Here is a 17,937-nt window from a genome sequence, read left to right on the forward strand (position 1 = left end):
AAAGCAAGGGAACCAGTCTTGGGCCGTCCATGATCTCAAGCTTCATCGAGCAGTCGGGCAGGCATGTTAATCCCGGTCGGCGTGACACTGCAAATTCGTGATTAAGGCTCTATCCGGACCTCCGTTTCGGCATCGAACAGGTTGATGCTCTGCGGATCGACGCCAAACCGGATCTGGTCGCCTCTTCGGCCCTTAAAACGCGGTTCGGCTCTTGCAACGATCGTATGCTTGCCAACCGTCACGGTAACCATCGTGTCTGGACCGGTTGGCTCCGCGACGTCGATCACGCCCTTGATCGCCGCGTCATCATTTCCGACAATCTTGAGTTCTTCCGGCCTTATTCCGAGAAAGCATTCGCGTGAAGAACCCGCTGTTGCTTGCTTCCGAAGCACCCGTGTGAATGACCACCCCCTCGCTTTCGAAGCGGGTGGCCGTACCATCGGCAATCAGTCTACCCGTGATGAAGTTCATCGCTGGTGAACCGATAAAGCCAGCGACGAACATGTCTGCGGGCCGTTCATAGATCGTTCGGGGCTCGGCAAGCTGTTGAACATGCCCGCCCTTCATCACGGCAACCTTGGTGGCCAAGGTCATTGCCTCAACTTGCCGCTGCACAAGCTCCTGGGAAGCCGCCGCGACCGGGTACGCGCCTATGCCAGCGGCCTCGATTTCCACCTGAGCGACGGCGCCTTCTGCGCGCTGTTTTCGCATGCGGCAAGCCTTGGCTATGAGGCGTTCAAGATCAAGGTCGGCCACTCCGACTTCCGGCGCGACATGCGTCGCCTCGATCTCTTGAGGGAGGTCGTTCCAGCTGGGTCGCAGATCATGATTGATCCGAACGAAGCCTGGAATTCCAAGGAAGCGCTCGTCAAGCTCACGGCGATCCGCGATGCCGGTCACGAACTTCTGTGGGTTGAGGATCCAATCCTGCGGCATGACTTCGAGGGCCTTCGCACGCTCCGTCATGCCGTTAACTGGACGCAGATCAACAGCGGCGAATATCTGGACGCTACCGGCAAGCGGCTGCTGATGAAGAATTTTGGCACCGACCTGCTCAATGTCCATGGCCAGGTCACCGACGTCATGCGGATCGGCTGGCTCGCCGCCGAGCTTGGCATTCCGGTCAGTTTGGGGAACACCTTCCTTGAGATTGGCGTTCATATGGCCGTCGCGCTTCCGGAGGTCGAATGGCTGGAATACTCGTTCCAGAATTTCGATCATCTCGTGGAACAGCCGATCGAGATCTCCAAAGGTATCGCCTATGCCCCGGACCGTCCCGGGCATGGTCTCGTGCTAAGCGAAGACGCCCGCAAGGAGTGGTCTCGCCCGCGCCGCCTTGAGCGATCGCAACTGGGACCAGCACCAATCAATCCGCGCCTTCCGGGATAGAGTACAATGCGACTAGTCAGGTTCCTTAGGCGACCATCCCGAACACTTTTGCTAAACAGCCTTGCTCGCGTGAAGGCGCATTATTGTGGCGCAGGCACGTAGTCTGCTGCGCATGCTGCCCATTTCGGCGCACCTATTTCATTTCGTTGAATGAGACCACGCGCTCAACTTGTTTCCATCCGGGTCGCGAAGATATGCCACAAAGGCCCCACTTGGATGCTCCGCAGGTGGACTCTCAATCGCCGTGCCACCGTGGGCGGTACCAGCGGCGTGCCATGCGAGAACATGGTCGCGACTGGCAGCAGCGATACCGATCGTTCCACTATTGGCTGCGGTCGCTGGTTTGCCGTCGATCGGTGTTGTGATCATGAGCGGCCGCCATCACGGATGTCGATCAGGCGGCCTCTGGCATCCATCTTACCGGGCTTGCCTCCCAATGCAGCCAGTCCTTCCGGATATGTAATGGCTTGATGCCGATCGGCACAGAAGTTGTTGAAGAAAGCCCCGTCGACAATGTCACAGTTACCGCAGCGCATCGCCGTAATGGCTTTCCGATCCGACGGTGACTTATAGCACTCGATCCCGAGCCTTGGAGGATCGTATTGCGGATATCCGCAAAAAGCGAATGCAAGCATTGCGAAAGCATCTGCCTTGCCCGTCTCGTCGGGACAACATTAGACGCGGCTTTGACTGCCCTCGCGACGACGGCAGAGTGGTCGAAGCAAGCGGGAGCCTGCACTACGTAGTCTTTATCTGTTCGGAGTACTTCGGATTGGCCATTAAACTGCAAAGGCTCCAACAAGGCCCGGTTATAGGAGGCAACCCTTGGAAGACGCAGAGATCGAACGACGTGCCAAACTACTGTGGAACAAAGAAAACCCTGGGCGGCCCTGGTTTCCGATCGCGCAGCGGGGCGAACTGGGCAGGGATCTCTCCACTGGCCCTACAGAAGACGATCGTGAACGGTATCGTGAACGGGTTCGCAACGGCGAATAAGTCGCCCGACCTGGGCTTTCATGTTCCACACGCATGCCCATGCTGGCCTCAAATATCGTCGGGCGGGCGCTTTGGCGCGTCGACGAGCGCGCAGACATTGGCGGCATCTGCCCCATAGCGACGGACGACCGACGGACTCTTCGGCATCGTGTCCCCTCCCCCAAATCAAATGCTGGGCTGCCCTCACGCCTGAACTTCCGAGCGCCGAATAACTCCCGCTGGATGATGCGGCGACCGGCTCGACCATTGGGTACGTGTGTTGACAAAGCGCCGATCGATCCAATCGTAGAGGAGCATGATCCGCGTTAACGAGGCGGACAGTCTCGTCGATAAACGTCGTCCGCCCCCACTCAAACAGATCGAATCCCGGCTCAGACCCGGTGTCTCTAAGCATGTCGCCGCGATGCATTGGCCGCGTCAGAGCGTCTTGCCTTTCGCGAAATCGTGGGCGAATTTTTTCATGCCGAGGGCCTTTAATAAGTGGGATCTATCTTGCCCTCGGAACATCGCTTGGCATTCAACTCGGAGGCAAAATGGCTATGTGGCTTGCATTGACAACTACAGCGAACACAAATGTCGTTATCAACATCAATCGTGTTGACGGCATCTGGGAGCAAAAAGACGGCTCGTCTCGCCTTGTCGTAAACGGCGAGGATCTTTTTGTGAAGGATGCCTACAAAAAAATCGTCGCGGCCATTCAGACCGCGCAGACGCTTATCCACGCGTAGCGTCACATCTTACCGAGCAATTGACGGCGTGATGATGTTGGCGAGCGTGATCCGATCGAGGTGGGGAGATCTAGCAACATAGGCGTCGGGTCTTGCTGAGGTCGTGTCCATCGTCCGGTAGCTCGATGACGTTCTGGCCCGCAGTAAAGCTCACATCTAGTCTCACCGCCATCCACCGCAAATTGGATCGCGCTGTTTTTACGACGAAGGGTCTTGTCGATCTGACGATCACAATCGCGAAGGCGTTTAACCGCCACGGCGCGCGCTTCCGTCTTCCGGTCGGGGCCAAGCCCCCGATCGCATCAGCAGCTCACCGCGCAGGGCCTACCTTGCCGGTCGCCGCGGGTCTGGCGGTCTGCGCCTCGACCATGGCGAGGTAGGCGCCGGTCAGCATGACGAAGATACCAATGACGTCGGAAACGGTAACCTGTTCGGAAAAGAACAGCGCGCCGAGCACGACGGCAATCACGGGAGAGACGAAGGCGTAGCTGCCCGCACGGGAAGCCCCAATGTCCCGCAACAGCCGCATATATGTCGTATACCCGACCAGCGAGCCAAAGATCACAAGGAAGAACCAAGCCGTCCACGCGCGCGTGCCCCAGTTTCCTGAAACAGCAGCCGCGGCACCCGGTTCGAATATCAGTGCAGCGACCATCAGCGCGATGCCACCGACCAGCGTCGTGACACCGGCAACGAAAACCGCCGGATAGGATCGCAGCAACGGTCGCGCCAGCACCGAGCCGTAGCGATAAGTAAACGCCGCCGACGCGACCGCCAGCCCGCCCCATAGGCTCGCACCATCGAAGGCCTCTGGTTTCGAACCGCTTCCGCCTGCCGTCGACGGCCAGAATAGAACCACCAAACCAGATACCCCGAGCGTGATTGCCAAGATCCGCCTGACCTCGAGCCTTTCCTCCCGCAACAGCAGGGCGAAACACAAGAGAGCGATGGGCGTCAGCGACATCTCCAGAACCGCGGCCGTGCCGTTGTCAATATACTGCATCCCCCAAAACAGGGGTCCGTAGCACAGAGTGATCATCAATATGCTGACGGCGATGAAGCGGATACTATCTTCAATCTTCAAGCCGGAAATCTCGCCCCTCATCCAGCCATAAACAAGCAGCAACAGCCCTGCTGCGGTGAAGCGCGTTGCTGCGAAGAGCAACGGTGGAACGGCCTCGATGCCCGCCTTGCTTGCGATCCACGTGCTGCCCCAGATGACGCAGAGCATCACAAAGCGTAGCTGATTCTTGTTCAAACGAGAGGACATAGGCTTTCCAAATTGTGTAACGGGCAAATATACTATAGACCGTTACAACTTACTCTTGCCCAAATCGTTCCACGATCCGATACTCCTCTGATGACAATACGAAAAGCCATCGGCGAGATCAGCCTGCTCGGCGGCCACCCCGCACTCGACTTCGTCAACACGGTCGATAGCCGTGGCGAGCGATGGGATCCGGAGTTCTTGAACAGCTACAGTGACCTAATCATCTGGGCTAGGCGCCTCCACGTCATTGATGACGAAGAGCAACGCACCCTGCTTTCGCTGGCGGCGAAGGCACCTTCTGAAGCGGAGAGGGAGTTGATCCGTGCCAGGCAGCTGCGAGAGATCCTGCATCGGATTTTTTTGACGGAAGCTAACGACGAGGCGGTCAGCGAAAGGGACCTCGGGCTGCTTAACGATGTTGCAAGGCGCGCGCAGGCGAAACGAAGACTGGTCATTGTCGATGCCACGATCGAATGGCGTCACTCCCCTGCAGACCATCTGGATGCCGTTGCAACTCGGGTCTGCTGGCTTGCCGTGGACTTGCTGACATCGCGACGGGATCGCCGACCGATCCGGGCGTGCGAAGGTCGCAACTGCGGTTGGCTTTTCCTCGACCACTCGCGCAATGGTCATCGGCGCTGGTGTTCTGACAGCACATGTGGATCACATACCAGAGTGCGGAAGTTCCGCGCCCTGCGTGCCAAGTAAATGACGCGGCCACGGATTGTGAGGTTCACGCGCAATAGGAGACAGAGCCATGTCGGCAGCTGCAACCACTTTCTCACAAGCTCGCGGGAGAAGGACTATTGATCCTCACGGACGACGACCTGGATCATGTTGCGCTCGACGCTGTGAAAACCATCGGTTCGAGGCGTTCGTTCCGGCCGACGAAACTGTTCGAAACCCCCTTGCATGAACCGGAGTATCCACACATGGAGCCTCCGGCAAACGCGGGGGTTCATTTCGCTTTGCCGGCACTGTTGTTGCGACGGAGGATGTCCTCCTGCAGAAAAGCAACGAACGCCCGCAATGCTGCCGATTGGTGCCGACGGCTTGGAAAATCGATGTAGACCGCTTCCATCGGGGAAGACCATTCCGGTAGAACCTGCGACAAGGCCTCGGTCTCGAGCAAATTAGATACACACGAGACCGGCGCGCTGAGGATCCCACGGCCTCGCACGGTCAGGTCGAGTTGAGAAGCGAGATCGTGAACGACCGTTGCTGCCCTGGGTGCAATCTGAATTGTTTCGCCTCCACAGCGCAGGCTCCAAGGTATGATCTGTCCGGTGAGTTGACTACGACACATCAGAGCTTGATGATCACACAGGTCACGCGGCTGTCTTGGAAATGCATGTCTTCGAAGATAGGCGGGCGCGGCGACTAGAATTGCATCGGACTTGGGTGCGACCATCACCGCTATCATATCCTTTTCGATATTGTTGCCATAGCGCAAACCGGCGAGCGTCTCCAGCATGATGCGCTCCACCGCACTGGTTGCTGCCTCATCTGCAAAATAACCGTTTACGCGAGCATCCTGTAGCATATGACGAAGATGCGGTCCGACCTCCTGAATGGATTGTCTGGCGCGATTGATCTCTCCACGTGAAAATACGGTCAGCAACTGGGCCTCGAAGCTCGCCGAAACCTCCCGGGTCGGAGCTCCTACGACATCTATGCCTTTCGTAATGTCGATGACCACGCTTCTGACATGGCTGCCAGCAAGCCTTCTGACATCATCTCCCTTCGAGACCAAGAAAGGCCTGAAGCGGGCTCCGAAAAGGGCCCACCTCGTATCGGCCGCTGGCCGTGCGCATTCAGGAACTGTCCCGCCTTCAAGCCGTCCATCGCTCCCGCGAATAAGTAGCCCTGACCGAGCTTGCAACCAGATGTTCCAAGCCGGTGTGCTTGATCTTCATCCTCGATACCTTCCGCCACCACGCGAATGCCAAGCTCGGCTGCGATCGAAAGCACCCCCCTGACAATCACCATCCCGGCGTCACCCAGTCTCGTTCGGTCGATGAAGGATTTGTCGATCTTGATGATGTCGACAGGGACGGTCAGCAGATGGGTCAGGGAGGCGTAACCGGTCCCGAAATCATCAAGTGCGACTTTCAGGCCCTCGGATCGCAGGGCGTTGATTTGATCCGCCACCACGTGGTCTCGCTTTCCGAGATAAACGGATTCCGTCACCTCCAGAATCAAGTGATCAAGAGGGACACCCGCCTCTTCGAAGATCCGGCATATCTTCTCTCGTAGTCCTCCCTTGCGGAAGTCGGCGGCTGAGAGGTTGACACCGACATGCTGTAGAGGAAGCGACTCGTCGAGCCATGCGCGCATATCCGCGGCAACCTTGCTCAACATCCGGTCTGTCAGCGCCGATGCGACATGGGCGTCTTTGGTCGCCTCATGAAAATGAGCGGCCGCGATGACGTCGCCGGACGGGGTCCTCATCCGGCACAAGGCCTCCAGGCCGACGGCCTCTCGCGTGTCGAGCCGCACGATCGGTTGATAGTAGGTCTCGATGCGGTTTTCCGACAGCGCAAGGCTAACGTCCCTTACTGCGCGGAAGCGGCGCGTCAACGCTGTTCCGAGACCTGAATGGAACGCGATAAATTGTCCGCGGGCATGCTCTTTGGCGTGGTAAAGCGCGATATCGGCATTTTGCCGGACCTGCTCGGGATCCACGCCACCTGTCGCCAAGGCACCGCCGAGTGTCACGGCCGGAAAGACGACGTGGCCCGCGCACTCCGAGGGAGGTTCAAGTACGCTCAGGAACTCAGCAGCTTTACGCTGCAGATCGAGTTCCCCTTCACCGACAAGGATGACAGCGAATTCGTCGCCACCGAGCCGATAGGTCTGTTCCCTTCCTGCGGCTGCAGCGATCCGTTCTGCCACGACGCGGATCAGAGCATCGCCGGCGGCGTGACCAAAGGTATCGTTGGCCAGCTTCAGATTGTCGACGTCGGCTACAAGGATTCCCCAGCCGTTATTAGGAGGCAGCGGCGAGGTTCGAAGAGCAAGATCGAAGGCAGTTCTGTTCCGCAGCCCCGTAAGTCCGTCCGTATAGGTCAGACGCTGACGCTCCGCCACCCGTTCCTCACGCTCGATTGCAATGGAGCAGAGATGCACACAAGCGTCCACGATCGTTTGCTCAAGCTTGCTTGGGCCACGGTTCTCCCGGTAGTAGAAGGCGAATGTGCCGACGACGCGGTCGCCGCTCTTGATAGGGCTTGACCAACAAGCCTTCAGGCCGAGCGCGAGGGCGAGTGCCCTGTGATCGGTCCACCTGGGATCGGTTTTTATGTCGGTGACGACGACCGCCGATCCAAGGTAGGCGGCGGCCCCGCAAGACCCCGACGAGAGTCCGACTTTGAGGTTATCGACCGCGTCCGAATACGATTTTGGGAGAGACGGAGCCGCAAGTGTCGACAAGCTAGCGCCATTTGATCTGAGGACAGTGACTGTGATGCCGGGAATCGCGGCTTCGACCTTTGTACACAGCACCGAAAGCGTGGTCGGCAGCGGTTCGCCTTTGGCAATCATTTCAAGAATGGCATTCTGCAATTCTAGGATCATCATGGGGCATCTCGAAAATGTAGCCCTCCTTAACAGCTGCAATTTCAGATCAAGTTACCGTATCGATTAAATGTCGATCGATACTGTTGAATGTAGCCTCGAGCGGCTCCTCGCCCCGCGCCTCGATGACGTCCACGTTCGGAGTTCTGACCGCTCGGCATTGTGGGGTCACCCCGCCTGGAACCGACGCACCGAGTACCGAGACTGCGACAGGGGCCGCTCTGCGTGGCAGCCTGCGTCATCCCATGGGTTTGTAGCTGGTAGGTACAGCCAGATCCTCATATTATGCCGCGGCAACCATTCTCCGGGTCGTGTCTATGATTATGGAGTGATCATTGGACTTGCCAAAAACCTCCCATCCACCCGCAACATCTCATCCGTCATGTGACCCGACGTGACACTGACTGGCGCCCATCAATCCCTCACCGCAGCTGCGAGTTTCAGGCCGTCGATGCTGCCGGGCAGGTCGATGTCCGTGAACATGATGCGAATATGAGAATGGGCATTCAAAAAATCGACGGCTTCATCAGCATTGCCCGCTTCAACAACATCGAAGCCTTGTTCCTCAAGCGACATGGCGATATCCATGCGTACAATGACTTCATCTTCAACCACGAGGTTTGATAGTAATCTGCGGCGTCACGATCCTTTCCCGCTCCACACAAGACATTGGCTCTTCGCAACAAATCGCGTGACGCGCGTACAGGCAGTTCGATCCAGTAATCAGCCAACATGTCGGGGGTGATAAGTCTTGTCACGTCCGAGCATCTGCCGGAGTCATCCGTGAAAGCAGGCCTGCCGCCTGGCAACGAAATCCCGCAGGTGCATAAGTCATTTCAGGCGTTGAGCCGAAAAGCGATCCGAGAGCCGAGCGGATGTATCGCGTGCCGTAGCCTTGCCGCGTCGGCTCGCGCACGCTCGGCCCCCCGGTTTCGACCCAGCTCATAAAAAAACGGCCGCCTGTCTCGGTTTCGTGGACGGTCCACGTGAGGTCGACGGTCCCGGCGGGCTGAGAGAGCGCACCATACTTGATCGCGTTGGTGATCAGTTCGTGCAGACAAAGAGCGATCGTTGTCGCGGCATCGCGAGTGACGACAAGTTCCGGGCCACGCGCTACGATCCGGCTGGTTCCACCGCTTATATATGGCGAGACCGTTAGCTCGACGACGGCCGAAAACGAAACCTCTTCCCCGCCTGCCGCGAAAACTGCTGAGTGCACGTCGGCTAAAGCCTGCAGGCGGCTTGAAAAGTCGGCTGAGAGGTCTTCCACGGTCGCGGCACCACGTTTGGTCATCTGGAAGATCGAGGTCACGCTGGCGAGAATGTTCTTGACGCGGTGATTGAGTTCCAGGCGAATCTCCCGCTCACGTTCGATATTATCGCGAACCTGACGCTGCCGAAGCCGTACCAAAAGGTTTGATTGGATGGCGTTGACCAGCTCCAGCGGCGCGATCGGGCGGGTGTGGAACAAGAGCCGGGCGCCCGGCCATTCGCGCTCGAGGTGACTGCGGATCCGCGAAACCGATGCTGCCCGTTCGAGCAGGACAATAATCGGGACCTCCGACCAATCAGGTTGTTCGACGAGGTGATTGCCAATCCGGTCTATGACGCCCGCGTTCAGAGCCTCGTGCGTGATGGCGATGATGCCCGGTGATTGGCCGAGAAGGAGATCCAGGTCGTCGTCAAGTTTGGCGGCTTTGACAGCAACCCTCTGCTCGCGAAGAAACGCAGCGATGTAGTCGGAATCCTTGCGAAAGGGAGCAAGGACCAGCACCCAGTCCAGTTCGCTTTCGGGATCATGGGTCATTTAGGATCAGGGAGAGGGTTATAGGGAACAACCGTGACGCTCCCACTCTGGATCAGCAGTTCCTGGACATTCAGGTCGTGGGGTCCGTGACGCTTTTTGACAACGGTGATGTTGCGGCGGAGACGCCCCTCATGCTCGACGATCCGCAGAAGCAGGACGGTATCGCCAAGGAAACTCACGTCAACATCGATGCCGACATTTTGGCCAATCAATCCATGCTGAGCGACGATCAGCATAGTGAGAACACCGGAGCGGGCCAGATATTTGAGAAGAGACTGGATGTCTCGGACAGCTTTTTCGCGGTGGGGAAGCGAATTGAGATAGCCCGTCAAGCTGTCGATCACCACGACCCGCACTTTGTTCTGGGTAACCGCGTCCTGGACGATCTGGCCAAATTCCCCGGGAGAGATCTCATTGGGGTTGAAGTCGCGCAGGATGAGCTTGCCGTCCTTATGGAACTGTCGCAGCTCCATGCCCAGCCCCTCGGACCGGCGGAAGAACGTTTCCAGACGTTCTTCGAAGAGGAACAGCGCAACACTCTCCCCACGTTCAAGCGTTGCGGTCGCATAAAGCGACGACATCGTCGACTTTCCGGTGCCGGACTGACCAATGACCAAAGTCGTGGTTCCGGCCTCTTGACCACCACCAAACATGTCGTCGAGTTCGGCGACACCGGATTTGATGAGTTGTGGCTTTGATCCTTCCGAATCCGTGCTCGGCATGATCCGCGGAAAAACGACGACCCCCTCGCCTTCGCGAATTGCCATGTCGTGGTACCCGTCAGCGACCGGTACCCCGCGCATTTTTGAAACCTCGACGCGGCGGCGGACGCCACCATATTCCTCGAGGGATTTGTCGAAGCGGATTACGCCGTGGGCAAGCCCCTCGACTTCCTCGCCGCTGCGGTCATTGGCCGAGTTCTGGGTGTCGAGGAGAAGCGCGACGACGTCCTGTTTGGCCAGGAACGATTTAAAGCCGATCAACTCGCGGCGGAACCTCGGCGAATCGCCCGTGATCAGCCGGATCTCGAGAAGCGAGTCATAGACAAGCCGGCGAGGCTTGTGCTCCTCGATTGCGGCTTCGATAGCCTTCCGCGTTTCATCGAGCCTCAGATCCGCCGTCAGAAAGATACTCTGATCGTCCGCTTCGTTAACCGCCCCAGATGTTGATAGTTCTTCAATGCGGATACCGTCCAGCGTCCAGCCGTGGGACAAAGCAATGGCTTCAAGCTCAGCGGCAGACTGGGAAAGTGTCACGTAGATGCAGCTTTCGCCGGCTTCCACACCAGCACGCAAGAATTGCAGTGCGGCCGTAGTTTTGCCCGAGCCGGGCGCACCCTGGAGCATATAGAGGTTCGATGCGGGCAAGCCGCCACGCAGGACCTCGTTCAGACCCTCGATTCCGGTGCTGACAATGGACGGCATTTTTCCTTTTGGCATCTCGGTCTTCCGTTGCAATGATGGGTGCGTGTCGATGTCGATGGCGCGCATCGTCCTTGGAAGAAGCCGCGCAGTTGTTATATTTTGCTTTTCCAAAACATCAATGACATCACTCTGAAAGCTGCGCTACGAGATGAACCAATTGCGATTTAGGGGGTGTTAGGTTGCGCTCTGATCGGCCGCCACAGAATCCTTGAGGGAATGCGGGGACCTGACCGGTGCTGTTGCTATTTTGTGCAAAATTCCACCATGGGTGGCTGGCGGCGACTGCTTGTGATTACGCCATTTATATACTGAACCCGACGGCTATGTCAGCATTTCCCGGTTTGAAGCGAGGATTGGCATCGCCGGGAGAACGCCCCCCGCCCGCGCGGCACCTCCTTGGAGATTAAGCGTACCTTTTTCGCCTACGATCTCAAATCGAAACGGCGCTTCGGGAGTGCGCCCCCCTGCGACCTCTATGCATACGGAAACGCCTTTAACCGTGGCGCCTTGAAACAGGAGATGGTCATACGTTGTCCGCCGGTGGATTTCCTTCTGCTCCCCGAGCGCGATTGAAGGATACTGGCGCGACACCATGCTGTTGGAGGCAACGGGCTCGCCCAGAAGGTTGAATGCCAGATCGAGCGCATGGGCGCCCTGTATGGTGATGAGGTTGGCGAAGTTTTGCGGGTCCTCGAGATAAACGTATGGGTCAGGAACCTCTAGTCCAAAGCCGGCGGTCGATGAATAGATGTTTGCGCTCAGCAGGCGGCCGATGGCGCCGTCTTCGAGCAGCTCGCGGGCGCGTTTGACCGTCGGGCTGCCTCGTAATTGCAAACCGATCGCCGTGTGAACGTTGGCGGCGTCTGCAGCCATGCAAAGCTCTTCCGTTGACGCTGTCCGACCAAGCCTTATCGGCTCCGGTGTGAGCGTCGGCAGCGGGGCGGACGCCGTCGGCGAGAACCCGAACGAACGGGTCAGCACCGGTCGCCTTCTTGGCGTCCTCGACGAGAATGTCGAATCGAGCATCGATATAGGCGTCTGCTTTATCGCCCACGGCGGCATCGCCGAGCTTGGCGGCGACGACAGCCTTGCAGATCGCGGCGTCGGAGAGACCAGTGGTCTTGACGTCCTTGGCGATGACCGCAGCGGCTGCGATGAGATCGCCACGCTGCTGGACACGCTTGTCGAGATCGGCGTCGGAAAGCACCTTGGCCTTCAGGCTGTCGATTTCGGCATCCTTCTTGGCGAGCTCGCTGTCTTTTGCAGCGATTACGGCGACGTGCGCGGCGTCTGCCGTGCCCAGCTTGGAGTGGGCATCCGCAAGCAGCTGCTGCAGCGTTGCGATAACCGTGGCACCCTGATCGGTTACTTCAACCGGGATGGCATCGACGGTAACCGTCTTCAGGGGCATGATCGTTTCCTTTGTCGGGTTGTGATCAGGGGTGACGGGGCTGATGCCCCAATTCGCACCGTCACCGATGCGAGCCTTTGAACCAGCCCGGGCGCGATCGACGACGGCCAGGTAGTTGATTTTGATATTGGTCTGCTGTGCGTCGAACTGCTGGCCGTCCGGCGTGACACCGTCGCCCCATACGAGCTCGCAGACATAGCCGGCGGAGAGCCCGCGCTTGCCACCCTCGACGCCTTTGATTGCCGCTGCGTCCTTAAGGATGAGCGGGAGATAGACCCACTCCCCGTCGCTTGGCGGCGGTGCTGACCTCGCCGACGGCCAGATCCTTCCAGTTCTCCGCGGTGACCGCGGCCTTCGGGTGATCCATGGTCACGGGCGCGCGTGAGTGAAGCTCTGCAGGCTGGCGTCAGTCAAGACCGATTCCGGCGGACGATAGACACGCACGACGGACAATTCCGGCTTGCCGACCTCATCACCCGTATAGAGCTGGATGCCGGTCCGAACTGCCTTCGCTTCGGCGGCAAGGTAGCCGTCGTCGGTCCGCCGCGTTCCCGCGATGGTGACAGATCAGTAAAGTTCATGGCTTCGCTCCCCGCTCTGTCTAGAGCGGTTAGGTGGGCGTTCAGATTTCAGGCGGGGAACCCATATCCGGACCAAATTGATGGCCGAGGGAACCTTCTGCTTCGTCGGAAGTAGGGTGTACGGGACGTTCGATGGACTCCAGACCTGCGTTCGAGCGTTCCTGTTTCCAAGTCCCTTAAATTAGCCCGCTTCGGCGGGCTCTTTTTCGATCGCATAATGGCCCTTATTGCAGGCCGACCTTCGGTCACGAAGCCGAGAAAACGCCTTTAAATTGCATTATATTCATGATACACCTCTGATATCGACCGAATTTGTGCACTTCACCAAGTGCAAGTTCGGAAGAGCAATCACGGCCCGTAGTCGCGCCTGCGTGATTGGTCGGTACCCGACTGCAGGAGGGCGTCACCCCTCGTCCTCCTGCTCCTCTCAGCGCGGCGCTTAGCGCTGGCCGAAAGCTTGACTGTCACGCAAATTTACAAAACCTCCGGTAGACTTCCAAAAGCTGGCCAGTAGACTTCCGCGCGCGCTGATGCTGCACTATCAGCGGGAGAAGGGCTCTTTATTCCTAACTCAGAGACCCTTCTCCGTTTTTCTCCAAACGCACAATCGGCGCTAGCTCGTCTCCACCTTTTTCCTACGGTCACTTCCCCTTGTCGATAGATCGTCACCGACCTATCTGATCGAACCCGTTCTGACTTGTTCAAGTGAGGATGGATGAGCCATGCTGTGGTGGATCTTGTACATTTACCTCTCCTTGCAGGTTTTTATTGCTGCAGGGATTTTGCTCTTGCTGGTGAGGGCCAAACTCAAGGCATCAGAAAGTGTGGGCAACGCTCGGTCAGCGCCGATGCAGCGCGAGGATCAGCAGCAAGCCTACCAGTGATCAGTGCTCGATTTCGGCGCCCGGCCACGGGAGATGACGTTACTTGCACGACTTTTTCTTCCAAGGACGCTGGAAAAACTCTGATCTTTTCTTAAGTCTCACTCTGCTGAAGTGCCCTCAGCTTTCAGCTGGAGAGCAGTTGCTCGCGAAGCTGCTCTCCTGAAACCCGCCGTGACCTCCGGCGGGTTTCGCATTTCAAACCGCCAACTGCCACGCCGCGCGCGGGCTCGCGATCTTCCGAATGACCGACGCCCCGATCGTGGCAACGCCAGTCCCGCCCGAATTGCACAGGTGCCTCAAGATCAGCAGGGTTATCGACGGATGTTCGTCATCGTTAGCCCCGTCGGCAGCCAGAGTTTCGAGCCGCAGACGAGCGATCTTCCACGCCCGCCGATGTAGTTGTCCCGTCGTCCAGCCGCCGCCGGTTACGGTGACCGTGTTGCCGATCTGGACTGGTCCGCGAATTGAACCATCCAGGTAATCCCAGCCTGCCCAGTCGTTGAGCTCGACCGGGATCTGGATCACGAGCCAGTCGCCGGCGACGAGGCCGAGCGTTGCGAGACTGAGGTTGGCCGGCAGCCGGTGCGTCACGGTATGAACGGCGGCCGCGTCGTTGACAGGTGTGATCGTGATGACCTGCTTCTCGTTGCCGGCCGCCATCACTTCTTGCTGGCGACATAGGTCGAGGTGCCGGTGCCGCGCACCAGGCGCATGCCGGTGGCAACATCGCCGGTGACGTTGGTCTTGGCGCCAGCAATTCCGGGCGTGCCCTTCGGCGGGAAGATGTTGTAGGCGGCAAGCAGGTCGAGCGACCTCGTCTCACCTGCAGAAACCATCCCCTGCAAGATGGGAAGGAGAATATCGGAGCGCTTCGCCATCAAATCGGGCTTCGGGTGAAGCCCGTCGACGAACATTGACGCGGCGATGCCGGAAGCCGGGCCATCGAGGGCAAGTGTGTTGCAGAGCACGACGCCATTACGGCCGGCTTGGGCGAGAATCCACCTATTGATGACATCAAGGATGCCAGGCCAGGCTGGATCGTCAACGCCTGGCTGATCGTCGAGCGTGCTGGTCCGGCTCAGTGTCTGCAGGATCACGTAGACCCCAGCATCAACGATGCGCTGCACCTGCGTATCGAAGTCGGCAATGATCGCCGCCAAGCTACGACCGCGGACGATATCGTTATAGCCGATATCGACATAGACGATGTCCGGCTTCTGGCTCAGAGAGTAGGCCGTCCGCGCGAGCGTGCCCGGGAACTGCGCCTCAAGCCCGGGGACAGGAAAGAGGCAGTCGCCTGACTTGCCGGCCATTGCCCCGAGAAGGCCGCGAATGAGCCAGGCGCGAAAAACGGACTGTTCAGCTCGGCGAACATGTCGAGGTTGAAGCGGCCATCAGCTGCCTTGATCCAAGAAAGGACGGTGCGTTGGTTCTCGTAGAAGCCGGTATGGACGTTGGTCGCCGTCTGGCCGGCCGTATAGGTCTGCGCTGCTCCGAGGCCGATGAAGCTATGGCCGAGGCCCATGACTTTGGAGCCGTCGCGAGCGGCAGGGTCCGCAAGGGCACGATGCCCCGTTGCTAAATTGCTTGATGGACAATTCCTGGACATACTCGACTATTAGTTGTCGAGTAAGATCAGCATACTCGTCACCAAGGGGGAACTCATGGCACTCTACAAAGACGGAAATCTGGTGCGTAAGGCTGACGCCGGGTTAGGAGCCTTCGACAAAGAGTGGAAGCCGGGCGAAACTCCAGATCATGCTGGGATATAAGTTGATCCTTGACCAGAACGTCAAGATTGAAGCCCTGTCACTGTAAGTCCGGCGCCTAACGCAGGCGGTTGAGACTACCGAGGTCGTTATGGTCGACCACCAGCGCCTTACGAGCGCCGAGATCGAGCATCGTGTCAAAACTCCACTACCCCGCGGGCCACACAACGACAATTGATAGGCTGACCTGGCGGAAGACCTTCTTCGGCTCCCGTCGGCTCTCCCCATTTGTACGTGTTGCCGTCCAGCTTCTTGTGCAGCGGCCGAACACGCTCATCGTGCGCCGTCAATCAGACGTATGAAGTAACGCCGGCCTGCTGCTGCCTGATCTTGTTCAGATCCGAATTGAACTTGCCCGTCTGGTCCCGAGCGATGAGCCGAGCCCGCCGATCGGTGATCCCGAACTGTGCTTGAAGCGACTTCCGGAGCGTCGTCACCGAATTGCCGGCGATGCCGTTGGTATAGACCGTCTGCTCTATCCGCTTCACGATGTCGTCGGATAGGCTCTGGATCAGCGATGTGTTGCGGGCGACTGCCGCCTGCAGGTAATCGGCCAGATCCTCGTCCCGCACGACCGCAGAGAGGTTGATGCCAAGTGCCCGTTTGGCCTTTGCCATGAACGCTTCGGTGTGCCAGTGTCGGCCAGTGTCTTTGCCGTCTTAGCATTCATCTTGCCGATCTCGGCCTGCTCCTTCTCGGTCATCTGCTTGAGCGGGGACACGATGATGAGACGATGAGCCGGACGATCAACAGCAGACGCTCCATTCGTAGAAGACTTCGGCCGGCCGCCAGTTCAGCCAGGACGCGCTCTTTCGTGATGGCGAGCTTGTCGATCGCCTTTTCAGTGGCTTTCCGGTCTACCGTCTGCTCCCACTCCAAAAGCTCGGCGACGCGTTGTCTGATGTTGTCTTTATGCTGTAGGCGGGACGCATTTCCCCGGTCAGGTTTGAAGCCGGCCTCCGCATATGCGTCATCTGCTGTCTTGCCTTTGAAGAGAGCCTGAGCAAATTTCTCATGCCGCGGATTCTTTAGAACTGGCATGCATCACCAATTGGAGGAAAAGTGAAGAACATAGTTGAGGGCTTCAAAGAGCAGGTATGGCGCATCGTCGAAATGAATGGCGCCGAGATAATTTCTGAAGAGTTCATCCCGCTATCTAACGCGACTGAAGCCCAAATCATTGCAAGGATCGAGAGAATGGCCAAGAGGCACTTGTCGGAGCGAGAAATCGCTGAGTCACCGTCTCTCTACAAGGCCGATCGCGATGAAGGCAAAGGCGATCGCCTTATCTACATGGCGGGAGAAAACCCGTACATCATCGCCAGCCTATGGCGCGCTGACGAGCTCTCCTAAAGCACCCGCCATATCTCCTCACCCGGAGGCTGACAAGATTGGCATGCCGTGAGGAAAGCGGCAGGCATGCAGGCGACGGCTATGCCGAACAGGACAGCAATCACGGTGCGTCTCATATCGCTCTCCAAATAGCCGGCATTCTCTCACGCAATGCTCGGTAATGCGCCGTTTGCTCAACCAGAAAGAATCGATGGCTAAGGGTCAAGCTAGAAGCAATTATAAAAGGTACGAGGCCGCCCCTGCCGCAGCGCCGGCTACTCAGGGGCCAAGGCCGTGGAGTTCAGTAAGCACAAGAAACCAGAGCTATTTCATCCTCCCCGATCTGCTCGTCGGGGAGGCTTAAGCCTCACACGCAGACGCGCTCCCGAGCGATGGTGGGCTCGACGGAGCCGGAGGGTAATCCGCGCTTCGGCTCCTGCCGTTTTGGCGGTTCTTCCCTATGGACATTGTGGGCCGCATCGAGGTCGACCAAACCAGGTCAGGTAACGAAAATCAGTGGCGCTGGAACGGCGGCTTTGCCTCGTGAATACGCAGGCGCATCATGCCGCAGCAGGGCTGGGAGGCGACGGCGAGAGAGGCGTTGCGCAATGCCGAAGAGCGCTCCGACAAGCTTAAAGAGATGCAAGGCTTGGAACGCATCGTGAGCAACGGGGTAATTCATCGGCGCCAGCGCGCACGTGATGTCGAGCACCTATGCTCCGTCCCGGGCTGCGGGAAATGGGGAGGCTTTGGTTTTTCCGCCGGCAAGG

General features: G+C 58.3%; 19 protein-coding genes and 2 pseudogenes. 5 read left to right on the forward strand and 16 right to left on the reverse strand.

The annotated features are described in order from the left end of the window. Positions 1-101: 101 nt before the first annotated feature. Positions 102-287: a TOBE domain-containing protein gene (locus FHX06_RS36265; RefSeq protein WP_312866629.1), complete on the reverse strand. Its 186-nt coding sequence runs from the start codon at positions 285-287 to the stop codon at positions 102-104. 19 nt (positions 288-306) lie between these two features. Further along, positions 307-588, reverse strand: coding sequence for a hypothetical protein (locus FHX06_RS36270; RefSeq protein ID WP_312866630.1), 282 nt, complete (start codon positions 586-588; stop codon positions 307-309). A 186-nt stretch (positions 589-774) separates the two neighbouring features. Here FHX06_RS36270 and FHX06_RS35910 point away from each other — a divergent pair, with 186 nt between their 5' ends. Beyond that, entirely contained in the window at positions 775-1,389 is a 615-nt protein-coding gene (locus FHX06_RS35910; RefSeq protein WP_246715804.1) for an enolase C-terminal domain-like protein, read from the forward strand. 138 nt (positions 1,390-1,527) lie between these two features. Here FHX06_RS35910 and FHX06_RS34820 read toward each other — a convergent pair. Continuing rightward, positions 1,528-1,925, reverse strand: a pseudogene (locus tag FHX06_RS34820) (VOC family protein). Between the two features lie 993 nt (positions 1,926-2,918). On the opposite strand from FHX06_RS34820, the gene FHX06_RS34835 reads away from it, so the two are divergent. Next, the gene (locus FHX06_RS34835; protein ID WP_183882612.1) at positions 2,919-3,113 is read left to right on the forward strand and encodes a hypothetical protein; all 195 of its coding nucleotides are present in this window, start codon (positions 2,919-2,921) and stop codon (positions 3,111-3,113) included. Between the two features lie 310 nt (positions 3,114-3,423). On the opposite strand, the gene FHX06_RS34840 is transcribed toward FHX06_RS34835, so the two are convergent. Next, positions 3,424-4,383 carry a DMT family transporter gene (locus FHX06_RS34840; protein ID WP_183882614.1) on the reverse strand — a complete coding sequence of 320 codons (960 nt, stop codon included), beginning with the start codon at positions 4,381-4,383 and terminating at the stop codon, positions 3,424-3,426. A 90-nt stretch (positions 4,384-4,473) separates the two neighbouring features. Between FHX06_RS34840 and FHX06_RS34845 the strand changes: the two genes are divergently transcribed. Then, entirely contained in the window at positions 4,474-5,091 is a 618-nt protein-coding gene (locus tag FHX06_RS34845) for a CGNR zinc finger domain-containing protein (RefSeq protein WP_183882616.1), read from the forward strand. 250 nt (positions 5,092-5,341) lie between these two features. Here FHX06_RS34845 and FHX06_RS36275 read toward each other — a convergent pair whose 3' ends face one another. From FHX06_RS36275 to FHX06_RS36390, 7 genes and pseudogenes are all read right to left on the reverse strand, one after another. Further along, complete coding sequence (locus tag FHX06_RS36275; RefSeq protein WP_183882618.1) at positions 5,342-6,082, reverse strand: LysR substrate-binding domain-containing protein; 741 nt, start codon at positions 6,080-6,082, stop codon at positions 5,342-5,344. Beyond that, a complete protein-coding gene (locus tag FHX06_RS34855; RefSeq protein WP_246715815.1) occupies positions 6,055-7,959 on the reverse strand; it encodes an EAL domain-containing protein in 1,905 nt (634 codons plus the stop codon). Before FHX06_RS34855 ends, FHX06_RS36275 begins: the two co-directional genes overlap by 28 nt. 414 nt (positions 7,960-8,373) lie before the next feature. Further along, complete coding sequence (locus FHX06_RS35925; protein WP_246715805.1) at positions 8,374-8,547, reverse strand: response regulator; 174 nt, start codon at positions 8,545-8,547, stop codon at positions 8,374-8,376. A gap of 166 nt (positions 8,548-8,713) precedes the next feature. Beyond that, positions 8,714-9,766 (reverse strand): sensor histidine kinase, encoded by a 1,053-nt coding sequence (locus tag FHX06_RS34865; RefSeq protein WP_183882621.1) that lies wholly within the window; start codon positions 9,764-9,766, stop codon positions 8,714-8,716. Further along, positions 9,763-11,205, reverse strand: coding sequence for an ATPase domain-containing protein (locus tag FHX06_RS34870; RefSeq protein WP_183882677.1), 1,443 nt, complete (start codon positions 11,203-11,205; stop codon positions 9,763-9,765). Before FHX06_RS34870 ends, FHX06_RS34865 begins: the two co-directional genes overlap by 4 nt. A 306-nt stretch (positions 11,206-11,511) precedes the next feature. After that, the gene (locus FHX06_RS35930) at positions 11,512-12,063 is read right to left on the reverse strand and encodes a hypothetical protein (protein ID WP_246715806.1); all 552 of its coding nucleotides are present in this window, start codon (positions 12,061-12,063) and stop codon (positions 11,512-11,514) included. A 16-nt stretch (positions 12,064-12,079) separates the two neighbouring features. Continuing rightward, positions 12,080-13,182 (reverse strand): annotated as a pseudogene (locus tag FHX06_RS36390) (DUF2213 domain-containing protein); the annotation flags it as partial. Between the two features lie 722 nt (positions 13,183-13,904). Between FHX06_RS36390 and FHX06_RS34880 the strand changes: the two are divergent. Then, the gene (locus FHX06_RS34880) at positions 13,905-14,066 is read left to right on the forward strand and encodes a hypothetical protein (protein ID WP_018116047.1); all 162 of its coding nucleotides are present in this window, start codon (positions 13,905-13,907) and stop codon (positions 14,064-14,066) included. Between the two features lie 195 nt (positions 14,067-14,261). Here the strand turns inward: FHX06_RS34880 and FHX06_RS35935 are convergent, their stop codons facing one another. The 5 genes from FHX06_RS35935 to FHX06_RS34900 form a co-directional block, all read right to left on the reverse strand. Continuing rightward, positions 14,262-14,726 (reverse strand): hypothetical protein, encoded by a 465-nt coding sequence (locus FHX06_RS35935; protein ID WP_246715808.1) that lies wholly within the window; start codon positions 14,724-14,726, stop codon positions 14,262-14,264. Beyond that, positions 14,726-15,379, reverse strand: coding sequence for an SGNH/GDSL hydrolase family protein (locus tag FHX06_RS35940; protein ID WP_246715809.1), 654 nt, complete (start codon positions 15,377-15,379; stop codon positions 14,726-14,728). Before FHX06_RS35940 ends, FHX06_RS35935 begins: the two co-directional genes overlap by 1 nt. 593 nt (positions 15,380-15,972) lie before the next feature. Beyond that, positions 15,973-16,125, reverse strand: a complete 153-nt coding sequence (locus FHX06_RS36395; RefSeq protein WP_112542231.1) for a phage minor head protein — start codon at positions 16,123-16,125, stop codon at positions 15,973-15,975. Further along, positions 16,126-16,452 carry a hypothetical protein gene (locus FHX06_RS34895; RefSeq protein ID WP_183882623.1) on the reverse strand — a complete coding sequence of 109 codons (327 nt, stop codon included), beginning with the start codon at positions 16,450-16,452 and terminating at the stop codon, positions 16,126-16,128. An 82-nt stretch (positions 16,453-16,534) separates the two neighbouring features. Beyond that, complete coding sequence (locus tag FHX06_RS34900) at positions 16,535-16,876, reverse strand: hypothetical protein (RefSeq protein WP_246715810.1); 342 nt, start codon at positions 16,874-16,876, stop codon at positions 16,535-16,537. A 21-nt stretch (positions 16,877-16,897) separates the two neighbouring features. On the opposite strand from FHX06_RS34900, the gene FHX06_RS34905 reads away from it, so the two are divergent. Continuing rightward, the gene (locus tag FHX06_RS34905) at positions 16,898-17,188 is read left to right on the forward strand and encodes a hypothetical protein (protein ID WP_183882625.1); all 291 of its coding nucleotides are present in this window, start codon (positions 16,898-16,900) and stop codon (positions 17,186-17,188) included. Positions 17,189-17,937: the final 749 nt, after the last annotated feature.

The sequence above is a fragment of the Rhizobium sp. BK512 genome (genome assembly GCF_014194915.1).
Lineage (GTDB): Bacteria > Pseudomonadota > Alphaproteobacteria > Rhizobiales > Rhizobiaceae > Rhizobium.